The sequence below is a fragment of the Bacteroides mediterraneensis genome, from assembly GCF_025993685.1.
GTDB lineage: Bacteria > Bacteroidota > Bacteroidia > Bacteroidales > Bacteroidaceae > Phocaeicola > Phocaeicola mediterraneensis_A.
This window is the reverse complement of record NZ_DAJPEN010000001.1, coordinates 748,240-766,960: the sequence shown is the minus strand read 5'-3', so window position 1 is coordinate 766,960 and position 18,721 is coordinate 748,240. Positions and strand designations below refer to the sequence as shown.

20 protein-coding genes are annotated in these 18,721 nt (G+C 45.5%); 10 read left to right on the top strand and 10 right to left on the bottom strand.

Annotated features, from left to right (window positions below; genetic code table 11):
- Window positions 1-506 precede the first annotated feature (506 nt).
- The 10 genes from OIM59_RS03075 to OIM59_RS03030 form a co-directional block, all read right to left on the bottom strand.
- Window positions 507-794: a transcriptional regulator gene (locus OIM59_RS03075; protein ID WP_148329906.1), complete on the bottom strand. Its 288-nt coding sequence runs from the start codon at window positions 792-794 to the stop codon at window positions 507-509.
- Window positions 788-1,405, bottom strand: a complete 618-nt coding sequence (locus OIM59_RS03070; protein WP_299173954.1) for a hypothetical protein — start codon at window positions 1,403-1,405, stop codon at window positions 788-790. The genes OIM59_RS03075 and OIM59_RS03070 overlap by 7 nt, the downstream gene beginning before the upstream one ends.
- Window positions 1,406-1,624: 219 nt before the next feature.
- Window positions 1,625-3,019 (bottom strand): cytochrome-c peroxidase, encoded by a 1,395-nt coding sequence (locus tag OIM59_RS03065; protein ID WP_299173957.1) that lies wholly within the window; start codon window positions 3,017-3,019, stop codon window positions 1,625-1,627.
- 45 nt (window positions 3,020-3,064) lie between these two features.
- Entirely contained in the window at window positions 3,065-3,847 is a 783-nt protein-coding gene (locus tag OIM59_RS03060; protein WP_299173960.1) for a cytochrome c biogenesis protein, read from the bottom strand.
- A gap of 45 nt (window positions 3,848-3,892) precedes the next feature.
- Window positions 3,893-4,780: a cytochrome c biogenesis protein ResB gene (locus OIM59_RS03055; protein WP_299173963.1), complete on the bottom strand. Its 888-nt coding sequence runs from the start codon at window positions 4,778-4,780 to the stop codon at window positions 3,893-3,895.
- A gap of 119 nt (window positions 4,781-4,899) precedes the next feature.
- A complete protein-coding gene (gene fucP, locus OIM59_RS03050; protein WP_299173966.1) occupies window positions 4,900-6,213 on the bottom strand; it encodes an L-fucose:H+ symporter permease in 1,314 nt (437 codons plus the stop codon).
- Window positions 6,214-6,254: 41 nt separating this feature from the next.
- Window positions 6,255-7,598: a rhamnulokinase family protein gene (locus OIM59_RS03045; protein WP_299173968.1), complete on the bottom strand. Its 1,344-nt coding sequence runs from the start codon at window positions 7,596-7,598 to the stop codon at window positions 6,255-6,257.
- The gene (locus OIM59_RS03040) at window positions 7,595-8,233 is read right to left on the bottom strand and encodes a class II aldolase/adducin family protein (RefSeq protein ID WP_299173971.1); all 639 of its coding nucleotides are present in this window, start codon (window positions 8,231-8,233) and stop codon (window positions 7,595-7,597) included. Before OIM59_RS03040 ends, OIM59_RS03045 begins: the two co-directional genes overlap by 4 nt.
- A 71-nt stretch (window positions 8,234-8,304) precedes the next feature.
- The gene (gene fucI, locus OIM59_RS03035; protein ID WP_299173974.1) at window positions 8,305-10,077 is read right to left on the bottom strand and encodes an L-fucose isomerase; all 1,773 of its coding nucleotides are present in this window, start codon (window positions 10,075-10,077) and stop codon (window positions 8,305-8,307) included.
- A gap of 107 nt (window positions 10,078-10,184) precedes the next feature.
- Complete coding sequence (locus tag OIM59_RS03030) at window positions 10,185-11,171, bottom strand: GntR family transcriptional regulator (RefSeq protein WP_299173977.1); 987 nt, start codon at window positions 11,169-11,171, stop codon at window positions 10,185-10,187.
- Between the two features lie 645 nt (window positions 11,172-11,816).
- Between OIM59_RS03030 and OIM59_RS03025 the strand changes: the two genes are divergently transcribed.
- The 10 genes from OIM59_RS03025 to OIM59_RS02980 all read left to right on the top strand — a co-directional run bounded on the left by OIM59_RS03025 (window position 11,817) and on the right by OIM59_RS02980 (window position 18,709).
- The gene (locus OIM59_RS03025) at window positions 11,817-12,986 is read left to right on the top strand and encodes a hypothetical protein (RefSeq protein WP_303894962.1); all 1,170 of its coding nucleotides are present in this window, start codon (window positions 11,817-11,819) and stop codon (window positions 12,984-12,986) included.
- A gap of 3 nt (window positions 12,987-12,989) precedes the next feature.
- The gene (locus OIM59_RS03020; protein ID WP_303894960.1) at window positions 12,990-13,868 is read left to right on the top strand and encodes a hypothetical protein; all 879 of its coding nucleotides are present in this window, start codon (window positions 12,990-12,992) and stop codon (window positions 13,866-13,868) included.
- A gap of 56 nt (window positions 13,869-13,924) precedes the next feature.
- Complete coding sequence (locus tag OIM59_RS03015) at window positions 13,925-14,542, top strand: DUF4313 domain-containing protein (protein WP_303894957.1); 618 nt, start codon at window positions 13,925-13,927, stop codon at window positions 14,540-14,542.
- Window positions 14,543-14,557: 15 nt separating this feature from the next.
- Window positions 14,558-14,713 (top strand): hypothetical protein, encoded by a 156-nt coding sequence (locus OIM59_RS03010; protein ID WP_004326287.1) that lies wholly within the window; start codon window positions 14,558-14,560, stop codon window positions 14,711-14,713.
- A gap of 15 nt (window positions 14,714-14,728) precedes the next feature.
- Window positions 14,729-15,073, top strand: coding sequence for a hypothetical protein (locus OIM59_RS03005; RefSeq protein ID WP_009121407.1), 345 nt, complete (start codon window positions 14,729-14,731; stop codon window positions 15,071-15,073).
- An 18-nt stretch (window positions 15,074-15,091) separates the two neighbouring features.
- On the top strand, window positions 15,092-16,069 hold the full coding sequence (locus OIM59_RS03000) for a hypothetical protein (RefSeq protein ID WP_118391534.1): 978 nt from the start codon (window positions 15,092-15,094) through the stop codon (window positions 16,067-16,069).
- A gap of 33 nt (window positions 16,070-16,102) precedes the next feature.
- On the top strand, window positions 16,103-16,396 hold the full coding sequence (locus OIM59_RS02995) for a DUF4120 family protein (protein WP_004326290.1): 294 nt from the start codon (window positions 16,103-16,105) through the stop codon (window positions 16,394-16,396).
- Window positions 16,397-16,695: 299 nt separating this feature from the next.
- Window positions 16,696-17,634, top strand: coding sequence for a hypothetical protein (locus OIM59_RS02990; protein WP_303894949.1), 939 nt, complete (start codon window positions 16,696-16,698; stop codon window positions 17,632-17,634).
- Window positions 17,631-17,900 (top strand): hypothetical protein, encoded by a 270-nt coding sequence (locus tag OIM59_RS02985; protein WP_009121403.1) that lies wholly within the window; start codon window positions 17,631-17,633, stop codon window positions 17,898-17,900. The genes OIM59_RS02990 and OIM59_RS02985 overlap by 4 nt, the downstream gene beginning before the upstream one ends.
- Window positions 17,897-18,709, top strand: coding sequence for a DUF4121 family protein (locus tag OIM59_RS02980; protein WP_303894945.1), 813 nt, complete (start codon window positions 17,897-17,899; stop codon window positions 18,707-18,709). Before OIM59_RS02985 ends, OIM59_RS02980 begins: the two co-directional genes overlap by 4 nt.
- Window positions 18,710-18,721: the final 12 nt, after the last annotated feature.

Below are 18,721 nucleotides of genomic sequence, written 5' to 3'. Positions count from 1 at the left end.
GTATCCATTACGCATTTCATTTAAGATTACACAATTATAGTTCATTTAACACATCACAAATATATTTTTTATTTGACTCATGCAAGTTATTTAGCATTACCAACAACTGCATGCCGTGTTACATAACCACTGAAAATGTTACATTTTTATTATCTCAGGATACATTTAGGTTGTACAACATAAAAAAGAGGGCTTTCAAACCCCTCTCCACTAAAAAGCCTTGTCAAATCAGTTATTGTATAAAAGGATTAGTTCAAAAGCGTCTAGTTTCATCTTATATTTTTTTAAAACAATAATACTTTACAAAAGTAAAACATCGAGAAAAAACAGAGCCATAGAAACAAGAAAAAATTGACCTAAATTCAAAAAAAGACTCATCAAAAAAACGCAAGTACGTTTTACTTAAAACGCAAGTGCATTTAAAACAAAACGCAAGTGCGTTTTCGAGCAAACGTACTTGCGTTTTTCACGAGGACTCATATCTCCTCCAATGTATTCAAAAATCCTCAAAATCCAGGGAAATATCCTCTCAGTGCTTCCACATATTCTGCCATGGCCTCCCTGCCTTTTGCAGTCATCCGGCAAACGGTACGAGGTTTCTTGCCCGCAAAACTCTTCTCAATCTCGATGTAGCCGGCCTCATTCAGTTTGTCGAGCTGAACACTGAGATTACCCGCCGTTGCCTGGGTCTGTTCTTTCAGGTAAACGAACTCGGCTTCCTCCACCGACAAAAGAATGGACATCACTGCCAGACGCAACTGGGAATGGAGCAACGGATTTAATTCCTTCAACATACCTGACGTGCTTTACGGTTCAGATAATGGCCGGGCAAAACCATCATCACCAGAAACGACAATCCGAAATACAGATTCCAGTCGACCGTGGAAGACTGATGGATGGTGTAGGCCATCAACATATAGATGGCAAAGCAGAAAGCCACCAGCGGACACCATGTCACCAGACGGCTGCGGATAACCACACCGGTGATGGAAACCCCGATACCGCAATAAAGCAAGGACAGAGGAAGCATCAGTGAGAAATCCACTCTCCCATAATAAAAGGCCAGCAGGCACATGATAAGTACCGTCAGCACAAACAGACTACCTATCACTTTCCAGACCTGCATAATGGCACGGTCTGTATAAGTAATCACCTCAGCGACTTGCCGACGCTGTTCCCAAAGCATGAAGCCCCAGAACAAAAACATAGTGAACCAACCAAAGTTCCAGCGGGAATCCCCTGTGTAGTACACCAACAAAAACAACAATACTGAAAGGGCGGTGGTAAAATAGCCCCAGTAAAGAAACTGGTTGCCACTGCCCACTTCCAGATTTTTCCGTGTGGAATGAATCATCTGCGAAATCAGTTCCAGACTTTCCCGTTCTGATAATTTCTTTTCTTCCATAAGGCACTCATTTTAGATGTTTCAAATTAAATGTAGTTTATTTTATAAACCATAAACTGATAAATAAAAGCAAGGAGGCGCGCTTCTCTCTTGCTATCACCACAAAGATAAATAAGTTTATTTTATAAACCAAATAAATCAAGAAGAAAATAGATAAAAAAAGCCGTTCCAATCTTCACGACTGAAACGGCTTTCGGATAGATAATAAAGGTATAAGTCTTACTTCGTTTTCTTCACCTCATTCGTATTTGTCAACAACTTGCCCTGATATTCTCCAGTCAATGTCTGCAGAAAGGCAACAATCTGTTTCACTTCCTGCTGTGACAAATCCACACCTACCTCATATTTTCCCATGGCTATCACCGCATCTTCCAATGTGGCCTGAGTAGCATCATGGAAATAAGGCGCAGTCAGTGCCACATTACGCAAGCCGGGCACTTTAAAGCGGTGACGGTCTCTCTCGTTCTTCGTTTCCTTGAAACGGCCGTTGTCTTCCACGGTCAGTTCCGTACCACGGTCGGCGAAATAGTCCTGCTTGATGCCCATCAGCTCATACGACTGTCCACCCATGTTCTCGCCTACATGACAAGTGGCACAATTGTATTTCTTGAACAAATCGTATCCGGCCAGTTCTTCGGCTGTCAACGCTGCCATATCCCCTTTCAGGTATTTGTCAAAACGCGAATTCGGCGTGAGCAGGGTTCTTTCAAACTCCTGAATGGCATTCGTGATGTTGGCTTCGTTAATGCCGTCGGGATATACTTCCGTAAATGCCTTGCTGAATGCCGCATCTGCTTTAAGCTTATCACAGATTTCATCGAACGACTTGCAAGCCATTTCTACCGGATTCAACGGAGGTCCGGCTGCCTGGTCGGCCAATGTAACGGCACGTCCGTCCCAGAACTGCACAAAATTATACAGAGCGTTGTAGACCGTCGGTGCGTTCACACCTCCCAACTGTCCGCCGACACCTTCCGAGAACGACTTGTTGTCTACTCCACCCGTATTCAATCCGTGGCAAGAAGAACATGACACGGTATTGTCGGCCGACAAACGTACATCGTGGAACAGCAGGTTACCCAATATCACCTTACGCATATCCACCGGCACGGAATCCTGCACCGGACGGATTGTCTCATTTGTCCATTGCTTGTCAGCCAACGGATTAGGATAGAAAGCTTCACGCTGAGATTTGACCCAAGCGAGCGCCATCTGGGTTTCCGTATCGGTCAGCGAAGAGCCCCAGTGGACAAGATAATACTTGGCCAACGGCATGGTACCATCGGCAATCACTTTCTCCACTTTGGCCAAATCCACTTCATTGATTTTGTCGCTTTTTTTCAATGCCTCTACCATCGGAGTCATGTCAAAAGAACGATAACCCAGACGGACATCTTCTTTCACCAGTTTGCCTGCTACCGGGAGTCCGGCATAGAAAGGCAATTTCGGATTGGCTGAATGGCAAGCCATACAGCCACTACTTTCAATGATTTCTTCCATTTGCGCATTACTTTCCAAGCTGGCTGAAGGTGCTTTATTCACCAACCGGTAGACCACACAAAGCACGATGGCCACTACCAGCACAGAAAGAATAATCTTCGAACTTTTTTTCATAAAAGAATGAATTTAAAATTAAACAACCAGTATATATAAATAAGACTATGAACGGTTATACAAATGCACACTCTGCCGGGCCGCTGGAAGGTAGTTTACTCCATACCAGCACATCTGAAGCGACAGAAAAGAAACAATTAATATCCAGTACAGCATGCGGGAAGCATTCCGACGGAACAGTCGGAGGTGTACATACAGCAAATAACCCGTCCACGTCACGGCCGCCCAGGTTTCTTTCGGATCCCAGCTCCAATAGTGCCCCCAGGCTGCCTTAGCCCAGATAGCCCCTGTAAGCATGCCGACGGTCAGAAAGGCCAACCCTGCATAAACCAGTTTGTCGGCTGCTTCAAGATAGTTCGCACGATGCTTATAGAGACCCATGCACGACAAGATAAAGGCACATCCCAGCACCGAGTAAGAAAACATGTAAATCGTGACATGGGGAATGAACCACGGACTCTGCAAGGCAGGCATGAGAGACTGGTCGTGAATTTCGGGTTTCAGGATATTGATAAGAGCAAATACCGCACCTACCACCGTAGAAAAGGACAATATCCAAGGATATTTCCAGCGGATATAGGTCAGCAGTCCGGAGACTCCCATAAAAAAGGAATACCACAACCGGGTCTCACCCATGGTGCGCAAAGGAGGACGCTGCAAGTATATCCAGAAACCGGCAATAAACACCCCAAAGACCAGGATGCCCGACAATGTCAGCAGGATAGCCCACCGGTTACGCTTTTTGGAAAACAAGGCAACACCTGCCCCACTGCCCCACAGGATTATGGCCGAAAGGGCAAACCAATGAAAATTATTCCACGTAATCATGTATGCAAAGTATTCGTTTTAGTAAAGTCTAGTCATCTATGTTTCTTAATTTGAAGTCATTCTCCGCCTGTCGGGACCAGCCAAAAACAATAGGGCACTTCCGCACAACATCATCACGATGCCCAGCCACATGAGGTGTTTTAAAGGTTCACGCACAATCTGGACCACGCAATACTGAGGCTGCGGCGACTGCACATCATAAGATGTCAGATAATAATCTTCGGCCCAGTTTGCCGCATAAGGATGATTTACCTCCAGGTGAACCGGCTGTCCGCCTACCGATACCTCCGCAGAAAAATGACGCGGACTTCCATTGGGATAATGCTCCACGGTAAAATCGGTCAGCTGCAACGACTTTGGCAGAAAAACCTTGGTTCCCTTTTCCGTAAAAGCTTCATTGTTAGGTGAATCGCGAAACACCGGGATACGCAGCGTCTGTTCTTCTGCGCTACCAATGAATCCGGCAAAAAGAGCCAGCCATAATCCTGCATGGTTGAGTACAAAACGCCATCGGTTCCGTCCCGGAAGGAATCCCCTCTTCAAAGTAATCATTCCCAAATGAGTGAGCAATCCGAACAGACCCATCACAAAAATCCAGGAAGACATGAAATTGTAGCATCCCAGGCGGGAAAAGATACCCGATTTCTCCGCAGTTTCCTGTACGGAAAGCTGAGGAAACAAACCGATTATCAGGCAGCCGGCCAGAAGCCAGCCCAGAGTCCAGTAAGTACATTGAGGAGAAAGCCATAACCTGACGACTTGGGAAAAACGCTTCTCCTTATACATGTATACCATTCCTCCTATCCAAAGCAAGGCCAGGAGAACATCCAACGGAAAAGCGAAAAAGGCAAACGGGAAATTGCCCAAAACACATTGCACTACTATGGAAAGCAGCAACAATGCAATGAATAGCAAGTTAGTCTTTAAGTTCATTCATCATAAGTTGGTGAAATATCTGCAAAGATAAGAACTTAATTGAATATTACAACAAATTTGTAAATATAACAAACCCATTTCCCGTTAAAATCCGGGAAATGGGTTTGCCTGTCTTCTTATTTTTCCCGGCGCATCCGGTGTCCATAGACAATAATGACCAGAAAACAAATCAGTGGAAGTATGAACGACACATTCACAGCCGGCATGCCCAACAAGGTCTTGCAATCTATCAGTGAAGCCTGCAAAGGAGGCAGCACCGAACCTCCGAGGATGGCCATAATCAATCCGGCAGCACCGAACTTCGCATCGTCGCCCATCCCTTTCAGCGCAATACCATAGATGGTGGGAAACATCAGTGACATACAGGCGGAAACTCCCACCAGACAATACATACCATAGATGTTCTGCAAGAATATCACACCAAGCACACACAGGGAAGCTGCAATGGCAAGCACTTTCAGTAGTTGGCCCGGATTGACATATTTCAACATCAGGGTACAAACAAAACGGCTGATACAGAAAATGACCATGGCGATAATGTTGTATTTCTGTGACAAAACTTCGGCCGCCTGCTCTTCCATACCTTGCGACATAAACAAACGGGTGCCATACTGAATGATGAAAGTCCAGCACATAATCTGCGCTCCTACATAAAAGAACTGCGCCACCACCCCATAACGGTAGCGCTTCACGGCATACAAGCGTTTCAAAGTAGGGATAAAGTTGATGGAATGAGACTGGTCGGCATTTTTAGGCATCTTTGTCAGACGAATGACCAGCAGCATAATCAATATCAACACACCAATGGCCAGATAAGGAGTGATGAGGATACTCAAGTCCGAATCGCGGATAGCCTCAAATTCGGCTTGGCTGAGCTGGGCACGCTCGGCAGTATCCAGCGGGTGGAGCTGGTTCTGGATAAAATTCATGGCGACAAACATTCCCATCAAAGAACCTATGGGATTGAATGCCTGTGCCAGATTCAGGCGGCGAGTAGCAGTTTCTTCTGTTCCCATCGACAGAATATAAGGATTGCAGCTGGTTTCCAAAAAAGACAATCCACACGTCATGATGAAATAGGCCAGCAAAAAGGGATAATAGTTTCCGGTTAACTTGGCTGGGAAAAAAGACAGGGCTCCCAAAGCATACAGTCCCAGGCCCAACATAACGCCTGCCTTGTAGGAATACTTGCGGATAAACATCGCAGCCGGAAAAGCCATGGCAAAGTATCCGCCGTAAAATGCGACTTGCACCAAGGTTCCGTCGGTCACGCTCATCCTGAATATTTTGGAGAAAGCCTTGACCATGGGATTGGTAATGTCATTGGCAAATCCCCACAAGGCAAAACAAAAAGTAATCAGAATAAAGGGAATCAGGAAATTCACCCCATCCTTCTTCAATATGGATTGGTTATTTGATGTTTTATTCATGGTATCAGATTTTTAATAAGGACAGTAGATTTTTTATCCTGTCACTTGATTTGTTGCATGATATTTCCAATGGCAGTGGCCTCGACCGGTCCTTCTATTACGGGAATTCCAATGGCTTCTTCTGTCAGCCGATTCAGGTATTTGTTCTGGCTTCCTCCACCTATGACATACAGTTTTGCGACGGGTTCCGGCAAAAGACGGTTCAGCGCCTCCAAGCCCGTTTTATAACGCAAGGCCAGTGAACGAAGCACACATTTCACAAATTCTCCCTGAGTGACAGGTGGTTTCTGCCCCTGAGCCACACAATAAGCGGTAATCGCATCTGCCATACGCACCGGACACTGGAAAGCTGCCTCATCCACATCAATCAACGCCTCGGTTTCCGCACATTCCGCAGCCGGCAACAAGGTAGTGTAGGCCACATCCTTTCCCTCGTCTTTCCATTCCTGCATCAGTTTCTGTAGAATCCACAATCCGGTGATGTTCTGCAAAAAACAAATCTGGCCTTCCCTTCCTCCTTCATTGGTGAATCCAGCCAGACGGGCTTCTTCTGTCAAAATCGGTTCAGGGTTCATGACTCCCAGCAAAGACCAGGTGCCTGAACTCAAAAAAGCCACTTTCTTTCCATCCACAGACGAAGGAACCACACTGGCTGCACTAGCGGTGTCATGCGAAGCCACCGCTATCACTTCCACATCATAGTCTATTCCTATCTGTTCCTTGATTTCCTGCTTCAGGAATCCGCGTGAAGTACCCGGCATGACAATTTCTCCGAAAAGATGCGTCGGAAGTCCCAATTCACGAATCAGTTTAAAATTCCAGGTGCGTGCCTTGGCATCCAGCAGTTCGGAAGTAGAAGCAATACTATATTCATTGTTGGCGACTCCTGTCAGATAATAGCTGAACAAATCGGGCATGAACAACAATTTGTCGGCAACCTTCAACAACGCATTGTTTTCCTTTTGCATGGCATATAGTTGAAACAGGGTATTGATTGCCATGACCTGTGTACCCGATTCCGCATAATGTGCCGCTACATTCACCTTCGAAAAAAACTCCTCGGGCATACCCTCCGTACGACTGTCGCGATAACAGACTGGATTCCCCAGTAAATTTCCCTGTGCATCAATCAAACCGAAATCCACGCCCCAAGTATCTATTCCAATACTTTTCAGAAAATATCCCTTTTCTACCGCCATACGGATACCGACCTTCATCTCTTCAAACAAAGAAAGAAAATCCCAATAAATATGTCCTCCCATCCGCACCTGACGATTGGAAAAACGATGTACCGTATCCAGTTGGAGTTCGTCACCGGAAAGGTAGCCGGCGATTACTCTGCCGCTACCTCCTCCAAAATCTATCGCTAAATATGCTTCTTTCATCTCGTCTTTTTTCCTAAAATATATGTGTCGAGGTCATCAATCTCTTCCGCTGTCAACGTCTTGTATTTACCTCCGGAAAGCACAATGATACGGCACGCCATTTCAAAAAACATCGCTCTTTCGAAAGCCTGGTCAAAGTCTTTTCCGCAAACCACCTGCCCATGCTTCTGAAGCAATACGGAATTATGCGACTTCATGGCTGCAATCACAGCCTCAGCCAATTCTTTGGAACCCGGACGGAAATACGGAATGACCGGAATCTCTGCTCCCACATGGCAAGGCACTTCTGCTGTCACATTAAAATCTTTGGGGGTATTTTCCATGCACGACACCACAGTAGCATAGGGTGACTGGAAATGAAGCACCACATTTACATCGGGACGCTCTCTCAACACTCCCAAATGAAAAACACTTTCCATGGAGGGTTTTACTCCATTCAACACATCTCCGTTTTCCAGCCGGCAAACTGCCACTTTATCTTTTGTCAGAGAAGGAACCCACGAGCCTGTGCCAGACACCAGCACTTCATCGCCCACACGCCATGAAAGATTACCACTGCTGCACACGGTCAGTCCGGCATCACCTACCCGATGAGCCTGCTTCAAAAATTCTTCAATCTGTTCATTTGTAATCATAATCTTATCAAGAATGGATATATAGCCGGAACAAACGGGTTCTCCCATCCGTTCCGGCAAAATTAAATGAGTTATTTATAAATAGGACCGTAATTCTGACATGCCCGGTAATCAGCTCCTTCTTTATCCATACCAAATGCATTCCATGCGGCGGGACGGAAAATCTTGTCATCTTCCACATTGTGCATGCAAACCGGAATACGCAGAATAGAAGCCAGCGTAATCAAATCCTGACCAATGTGTCCGTAACTGATGGCTCCATGATTAGCTCCCCAATTATTCATGACAGAATAAACATCCTTGAAAGCCGGTTTGTCGCACAGGCGGGGTACGAACCAAGTAGTCGGCCATGTACGGTCGGTACGCTCATCCAGCAGCTTATGGATTTCCGGATCAATTTCCACCGTCCATCCCTCTGCTATCTGAAGAACCGGACCCAGCCCTTTAATCAGGTTCAAGCGGCTCATGGTGACAGGCATGCCTCCCTTCGACAAGAAATTGGAAGAGAAACCACCGCCACGGAAATAGTCTCTGTTGGCCGGATACCAAGTGGTTGCCTCCAGGCATTTTTCCACTTCGCCTTCCGTAATTTCCCAAGACGGCTTCATCGCCGGATGGCCATTGGCATCGGTCTGCTGTCCTGTACCATCCAATGTGGTAGCTCCGGAATTAATCAAATGAATAATGCCATTCTGTGCCAGTCCGGTCAGTTCCTTACCTGTCACACGTTTCACGGCTTCCGGACTCCAGTAGGTACGTACATCAGAGAAAATCTGTGCACGGTTGGTCAACAAATGGCCGAAGAGCATGGCTACTCCATTGCAAGCATCATTTTCTGTTGCTACCACGTAAGCCTCACGAATGCCGTTCCAATCAAAAGACGTATTCAGCAATGCTTCCGAGAAATCCCCATTGGGATAAAAGTCTGTCCACTGGCGCTGGCCCTGGAAACCGGCTGCAATGGCATTGTGTCCCAATGCCTCTTCCTTGAATCCCAATTCCTTGAGTTTCGAATTTCCAGTCATCAAATCGCGCATGATAATCGTCATTTTCACGATAAACTCCCAGTCGGCATCTTTTTCGGCACGTGTCTTGACCTTTGCTTCCACGTTGAAATCCTTTCCTTCATTCTTTTTACAATACTTTTCAGTCCATGCCATCGCCTTGGCATATTCCTCCTTATCGTAAATTCCTTCGGTCATACGGCGGATAATCTCGGTCAAATCCACTGATTCACAACGCATACCCAAATATTCCTGGAAGAAATCCGGATTTACAATCGAACCGGCAATTCCCATGGACACGCTACCCATCGAAAGATAGGACTTTCCTCTCATGGTTGCCACTGCCTGAGCCGCACGGGCAAAGCGCAGAATCTTTTCGGCTACATCAGCCGGAATAGTGTTGTCTTCTATATCTTGCACATCATGACCGTAAATGCCAAATGCCGGTAATCCTTTCTGTGCATGTCCGGCCAACACCGCTGCCAGATACACCGCTCCCGGTCTTTCCGTTCCATTGAATCCCCACACAGCCTTCGGATAGTAAGGATTCATATCCATTGTTTCAGCCCCATAACACCAGCAGGAAGTGACCGTAATAGTAGCTCCCACCCCTTCACGTTCAAATTTTTCGGCACAAGCTGCACTTTCAGCTACTCGCCCGATGGTAGAATCTGCAATTACACATTCCACGGGACTTCCATCACCGTTTCTCAGATTGGAAGAAATCAATTCGGCAACGGCTTTAGCCAGATTCATAGTCTTTTCTTCAAGGCTTTCACGAACGCCACCCTGACGTCCGTCGATGGTGGGACGAATCCCAATTTTCGGATAATTTTTCATGTTTCGATTCTTTACAAAGTTAAACTTCTATTTTTTATCTGTATTTTTCATTTATCCATACTGAACTGTGCTGAAGTTGCAATACAAAAAACATTTCTGTCATTTTATCAAACAGAACATCGAAGATGCACTTCCGTAGGAAGAAATTCCTGTACGCCTTCACCTGTCAAAATAAAATGAGCTGCCTTCTGCCCCATTTCTTCCCAGTTAATGCTAAGTGCCGTAATTCCCTCATCTATCACTTCATAAGCGGGCGTATCGTTATAGGCAATCAATCCAAAATCAACCCCACACTTCAATCTTCTCTCCCTACTCCGCTTGATGACGTTCACCACGTCTGTTTGCCGGATAACAACGTATACAACCCCCTTTTCTATTTCCGGAATCTCTTCATCTTGTATCACATCCGCCCAAAAATGATTGTCACGGCAATAAGCTTCAAAACTCTGTATGGAAGAATGGGGATGCTTAGATTCTTGAGGAAGCTGGAACACGATTTTACGATAACGCTTCAAACGTGCGGACAATTCTGACAGCGCTTTATAAAATGCCTCATCGAAATTCTGACAAATGTAAGAATGGCTTCCTTTCTCAAACTTGCCAAAGTCGAGTAGTAAAAGTCTGGAAGAAGGAATCTTATCGAACAAAGGAGAAAACCTTTCATTGTCAAAATTCATGACTACATAATAATTATATCTCCCAATGGCTTCCCGCAAGATGGTATTAAATATATGTTCATTATACTGATGAAACCAAAGGTCTACCTTATACGAAACTGAAAGCTTCTTGACAAAACTATTATATAAGGTATTCTTAAACGGAGAATACTCATCCAGCAACAGAAATATTTTCTCTTGCCGGTTTATGACGTAATAGCCCTTGCCTGGGGTAGAATCAATCAAACGCCTTTCACGCAAGTCGGCAAAAGCTTTAAATACCGTATCACGCGACACATGGTAGGTTCTGCTCAACGCATTGATAGAAGGCAAACCCGTATCCGTCCGATACTTTCCCATCAAGATGTCCTGTTCGATTAAATCCGACAGTTGCTTTACCTTCGTGGACTGTTTCCCAAATTGTCTATTCTTATCCATATCAATGCATTATCTGTGCTGAACTATGCTGATACAAAGGAAAAGATTTTATGTAAAACCACAAAAGAATGCTTTATGTTTAAAAACAGATAAAGGAAAAATTGGGAACAAAAAAATGGTTTCAGGGGGAAATCCCTAAAACCATCCTTCGTACACCCTCAGGGAGTCGAACCTTTTATTTTATATTCTGAAAATCAATCAAATATTCTCTATAAAACTTTATAGTCCCATGAATAAGTCCGTTTTCAAATTCAGGATTATGCTATAAATTGCATCTTGTATGTCTCCCTGCAAAAATAATATTTTCCATTGAAAATTCCTATAAAAACCTAAAAAAGAAAGATTCAAAACTATGATATGAATAGCTAAGTATAATAAGGAATTACCTTCAGTAATTAATATTATTCTATCTCTTAAAAAAGATACATCATTATTTCATTTCTTACAGCAAATATCGCCCTTTGCCACTGACTGTGCAAGGCGGCCCTGTCGGGCTGGTTGGCTGGAAAAAAATCATCCTCGCTTCGCTCCGGTTTTTTTTTCCGCCAAGCCTTGCACCGGTCATTGGCAAAGAACAGCCGGGCCAGTAAGAAATTGAAATACTGGCTCCACGGAGCCGGTCATGTCTAATTTAAATAAAAGAATATGACTGAAGAAGTTGGAAAGAAGGTATGTGAAGGTACAGTAGCAGGCCTCATGAAGGACAAGACCGGAAAACAGACGGTTATCATGTTGACAAGAAAGAATGCTTACCGAGTGAAGAAAATCAGAGAACAAGGGACGGATGACGAAGCCGTCCTTTTTCATTTCCGTAAACGCTGTACGGGAATGGGCTCCTATGTACACACAATCGAAGCGGCAGACGGAGAAACAGAACTTCATCCGTCTGAATTTGAAAAATGGGAAGCTGTGGAATTCCTGTATCCCGGCTATCTGGAAGACCTGCTTGATGCTGCATACAACGCATACAGATGGAGTTCCTTCGAACCTGAAGCAAGGGCGGAAACAGACATCATGCAATATGAAAAACAACTTGTAGAGGATCTGAAACAGATTCCGGAAGAAAAGCAGAACGAGTATGTCAGTGCATACCATAGCAAGTTCTCCGCCTTGCTGGGCAGTCTCTCACGATGTGCCAGCCCGATGGTGACAGGGCCTGCCAAATTCAACTGCCAGCGCAACAACAAGGCCTTGGATGCATACCAGAACAGATTTGATGAATTCCACGACTGGCGTAACCGCTTCAAGGCTGCCATGGAAAGGATGAAAGAGGCTGCCAAACCGGAAGAACAGAAGCAGGAAGAGGCATGGAACCGCCTGAAGCGTGACATTGCAAGCAGCGCACAGACCATTCATGATATTGATACAGGTAAGGCAAGAGGATACAGCCGTGCCCTGTTCGTCAGCAGTATCCTTAATAAGGTAAGCACCTATGCAGGAAAAGGAGAAGTGGAAATCGTACAGAAAGCGGTAGACTTCATTACAGACTTCAATGCGCAATGCAAGAAACCGGTTATCACTCCGCGGAACCGTTTCTTCCAACTGCCGGAAATGGCACGCCAGGCCAGACTGAAACTTCAGGAAATCAGAGAACGGGAAAACCGTGAACTGAAATTTGAAGGCGGAACGCTGGTATGGAACTATGAGGCAGACCGCCTGCAAATCCTGTTTGACAGTATTCCGGATGACCAGAGGCGCAAGGAACTGAAATCATACGGTTTCAAATGGTCACCGAGATACCAGGCATGGCAACGGCAACTTACACAGAATGCCGTATATGCAGTCAAAAGAGTGTTGAACCTTCAAAACCTATAAGACATGAAAGACCGATTGAAATATGTAATCGATTCCCGCTACTTCGACGGAACATGCCTGACAAGTATGAGTGACGGATTCCATAATGACTATGGTGGGGAAACAATCGAAGAACTGCGCATACGGGAAAACAATCCCTATCTGAAAGCAGTAACACCTTCTGAGATGGATAAGAAACTGCGGCTATACCATCAGTCCCTGTCCGAACCGTTCAAGGAAATCACCGAAGAAGATTACTATGACCTGCTGGATGTACTGCCACCCTTGCGCATGAGACAAAACTCGTTCTTTGTAGGAGAACCGTATTACGGAAATATGTACTCTTTCTGCTTTACCCGTCAAGGAAGATATTTCAAGGGCCTGCGCTCCGTACTTACTCCGCAATCCGAACTGGACAGTCAGATAGACCGTCACATGGAAATCATCAACCGGAAAGCCGTAATCTCAAAAGAGGAAACAAGCAAAACAATCAGCGGAACCAGACTCATTCCCTATTATTTTTCACTGGACGGAAAACAGCCCGCATTCATCTGCAACCTTGTCATCCAATCAGATTCCAGACAAGCAAGGACGGACATGGCGAATACCCTGAAAAGTCTTCGCCGGAACCATTATCAGTTCTATAAAGGGAAAGGACATTACGCAACTCCGGATAAACTGATAGACCATGTATCAGGAAAGAAGCTCACTCTTGTTTCCGACGGACATTTCTTTCAATATCCTCCCGGCAGGGAATCCGCAACTTTCATCGGACATATCAAGGAGACATCAGAGGAATTTCTTTTCCGGATCTATGACCGTGAATATTTCCTGTATCTTCTAAAAAGATTGAGGACAGTGAAAAAAGAATCCGCACAGGAACAAATAAATATCAAATCATAACATTCGGGGAATGCGATAGAATGACTGCCGTATTCCCTCATAAAAACAATACAAGTATGAACAAATCGAACACTCTATACTGGAAAACAGCCACAGATCCGGCTGAGCGCATTGAGGTCAGACTCGTCCTTAACAGTTATATCGACAATGACAATCTGTATGTAGGACTTGAATCCCGGTCTAAGGAGAATCCGGAATGCTGGGAATCCTACACGGACATCACCGTCAACCTCAATTCCCTTCCCCCGTTCCATGCCTATGTGGACAACCGGGACTGCAACAGACATGTGCATGATTTCCTGACCAGTAACAGAATAGCAGAACCTGCCGGATTTGAATATCAGGGATTCAGAATGTTCCGCTTCAATCCTGACAGGTTGAAGGAACTCGCACCCGAACAGTTCAAGACAATCAGCGCCAAACTGCCACCACAGAATGACATGATAAAGGACATCATCTATCAGGAAAGACATTTCCCTTTGAGAACTGTTCAAGACATTCACGGAATATATCTTGTTTCAAGCAAGGAACTGGAAGAATCTCTGATCGAAGGAGTACGGAACCTGGATGCTGCGGCATATGAACTGCTGGATGTCATCTGCCTGTTCTGCTCCACACAGGAACTGCGCTATCTTACGGATGCAGAACTGATAGAAACAATCTACGCACAATAAAAAGGAGGAACAAATATGAAAACCGGAGACATTGTATTTCTGAGACGTCCCTATAAGGGATACCGTGCCGTCGAACTGATGGAAAGACTGGAATGCCGCTGGCTGGTCAGGATTGTCGAGAGCGGTCTTGAACTGGAGGTATATGAAGATGAACTTATATCAGAATTTTAATACGGACAAAGTGTTATGGAAAAATATCAGTTTGCATTCCATTCGGAAATAATCGGCTATACCTCTCCTCATATCGGCGAGGTCAGAAAAGCCATACACAGAAAAGTGGAAAAGGAAAAGTCTGCCGCCATAAAGAATGATATTGAGCTGCACATGTACAAGGTGCATGACGGCATACCGGTTCTCCTTAACACCTGCTACCTGTATGATGAAAAAGGATGTATGGTACACGGAAGTATCAAGGGAACCAAGGATTATCTGCTTGAGACATGGAGATACCATACAAACAGACATTCCAAAGGTTTCAGTTCCACAAGAATCAGGCCCTGCACGACAAGCAGGGCTTTTTCGTTTGTATAACTCTTAAAATCAGGAATCATGAACCAGACATTACAACTTACAGACTATATTCCACAGTATGTAAGCCTCTACTACGTGGACTACCGGGATGACCTTGATGAGCATGAAGACATCCAGGAAGAATGCATCCGTTCCAACAATATGGAAAAACTCTATGAAAAGGCATACGAATGGTATGAGGAACAGGAAAGCTCAAACATGCACGACTATCTGGAGGAGACAAGAAAGAACATGGAAGCGGACAATTTAGCCGGAGAGTTTGAAGAGCATGAAGATGAAATCAGGGAACTTATCTACGACCGGAACGATTCCGACCCGGTAAAGGACCTGATACGCAACTCATCCGTCACTAATTTCTTCTATTCGCTTGGAGTGGAAATCAGCGGATATCTGACCGGTTGTTCACTGCGGGGAGAATCAGTCGCCATGGCCTGCCATAAGGTACGCCGTGCACTGCATCTGAAAAAGGGGCAGTTTGACGAGAAGATTGAAGAACTGGTAGAGAATGCCACATACGGCGGAGAACTGCGCATCTACTTCAACGCCATGTTTGACAGGCTCATCAGCAAAGACCCTGAGAACGATTTCAAAAGCATCCGTTTCCACGGGAATGTAGTGGTGGCCATTGCCGACAGCCGGAACGGTTCCGGACATCATGTACGGATTCCGCTGGATATCACTTTCCCTTTCCGAAGGGAGAACCTGTTTGTCGATTCACAGGTACACTATTCCTATGCCAATGAAGTCTGCGGCATGACCAATGACTGGTGTGATTCCACAAAATGGGAAACGGGCATGATACCTTTTACCGGATCGGTCCGAAAAAGCCGGATGGCTGAATACAAGAAACAAGAAGCCGCTTACGAGCAGACATTCCGAGACGGGAAATGCACCTTCGGTGACATGAACTACAAACGCCACCGTGACGTGCGGTATTCGAATGAATATCCTGCCGGATGCAGGTGCCCTCATTGCGGTACTTTCTGGATTGACTGAAAAAACATTTACCAACCAATAAATTCAAACGATATGAAAATCTGCTGTTCACAAGAGCATTACGACAAGGTCGTACAGTATGCAAAATCAATCAATGACAAGACACTGGAAAACTGTCTTGAACGTCTAAAACAATGGGAGAAGAACGAGAACCGTCCATGCGAAATCGAACTCTATTACGACCATGCGCCTTATTCGTTCGGATTCTGCGAACGTTATCCGGACGGAAATACAGGCATTGTCGGAGGACTGCTGTATCATGGAAATCCGGACGAGTCCTTTGCCGTCACCATGGAACGTTTCCACGGATGGAGCATACATACCTGACATATATGCGACAGTCTGTATTGGGGAGCCTCATGCAATATGGGGTTCCCTTTTTTTATGCCGCAGACATGATGACAGCATCCTCATTTCTTGCTGCAAAAATAGCTGTTTGCCGCGCAACTCCCGCAAGGCGGCCCTGCCGGGCTGGTTGTCTGGGAAAAAATCATCCTCGCTTCGCTCCGGTATTTTTTTCCGCCAAGCCTTGCAGGGATGCGGGCAAACAGACAACAGGGACAACAAGAAATAAGAATGCCTGTACCTTACAGGCAGACAATGTATAACAATAAATATCAGAAGTCATGATTACAGACCAGAAGACACAGAACAGGCTTCACGCGGATACCGGAACGGAACTGTTCTCCATCAGACAAAGGAAGGAAGCCGTCACAAGGATGCTGGACATTCTGAAAGAAACTCCGGAATGCCTGCAGGTTATGAACCATATACCGGCTTATGCCATGGATGAAGATACGTCAGAATGGTGGAAATCGGAAGAATCGGAAAATTTCATGAACTCACTCCTGGAAGTGATGGAAAGCTATACTCCGGACGGATACAGGTTCGGACCGAAATCCGGCACGGCCGACCTTTACGGCTACTGGGAAAGCAAGACCGGACGGACAACCCTCTTCCATCTGCTTTTCAGTCTGGAAAGCGGATATGAATGGGGAAAAGGTCTTTCCCATGAGAAAACGGACGCATTCTACAAGGAAATAAAAGAGAAGTTCCATGAAGAAGGATTCGACACGGACAGAACAGGCTGTACATCACAGGCCATGTATCTTGTAAAAGGAAAGACACGCCTGTACGTGCATCCGATGGAAATAAGCGGCTACTGTGAAACACTGCATATTCCACAGATTACAGCCATACTGAAAAAAGGAGGCCGTACATTCCGTCTTGTAAAGGATACGATAGCGGAAGAGGTGTATTCCTTCACCGATGAAGAAGAAATGGAATATTACCGTGCCAGATACGGAACGTGCATCCACCGGAACATACTGGATGCCTTCAGCAACCGCCGGGCAGGGAAAGAGGACATACTTTCCATGATGGCATCACGGATAAATGTGGCGACGACATCACATCTTCACGGTATCGGATATGATTCGCCTGCATACAGGTTTGTGCATGAGGCATACGACAGACTGGTAAACAACGGAAAGCTGAAGGAGGATGCCCGGGAAATCGGTTGCTGCAACATCATAATGGCCATTTCAAATACCAACGCAATATGAGACTGAATTACAATGACATGCTGCTTCTGGCAATATGGGAATACAACAGGAGACAGGACGAGGATCTGACTCTGGAACTGTTTCAGGAAACATTCGGACAGGTTCCCGGCGCACATTTCCATGACAAATGGGTGCATTATTACAACAAGAACCTGCTGATGATGGCCGCCTATTTCAGGGGTGAGGAAGAAAACGGCCAGAAATTCTGTGATATGATCACCCGACAGGTTGAACGCTATACACAAAACAGGAGGAGAACAGGATGAATACAAAGATACGATATGACCTTGACAGTCTTGAACTGGCAAACGGTGACTTCGGGTATCCCATTACAGAAAAGGAAGTACGGAAAGTGAACCGTATGCTGGAACTGATGGAGAATGTCCGAAGCAGGCAGATGTGCCCGACAGAAGGAGACTGCGTGGAATTTGTCTCACGTTCTGGTGACTATTTCGGAAAAGCTCATATAGAACGGATAACAGGAAAATATGTGGATATATGCCTGATACCGGAAACGGTATTCTGTTTTGATGACATGGGAAAAGCCGCCTATGATACCACCGGAAGTCCCTGGACGCAGGTCAATATCCGGAACATGAAACCCGCAGGTTCTGAAATCCGCATATTCAGAACATGGGGATTCGGGAAGCGCAGCAATACGGGCAGTCTCAGGTTCGATGCTCCGGTCAGGAAATGGGAATACAGAGAACCGAATCCGTTATATGACGGTTACACCACCCGTAACTGGTTCCGCTATCATATCATGAAACACCGGGACAGGGAAAGGACAGGCGAATACACCTTCCGCAGCGATTCATTCACGCTGTACAGCCGGAGCGAGCTGGACGAGCTGGCCGCAATCCTGAAAGGCAGACTCTACAAGGGAATCCTGCCTGACTCTCTTGTACTTTGGGGATACCGCATGGATATTAAGGAAATATCACGTGAACAGTGGAACGGTATGGGACAGCACGGACAAATCCGCATGAAATTCATGGGATACGGTCCGGTCAGAATCCAAACGGACAATGAAAACCATACCGTAACAGTATACAGAATCAACGACAGTCTATAACCAATTATAAAA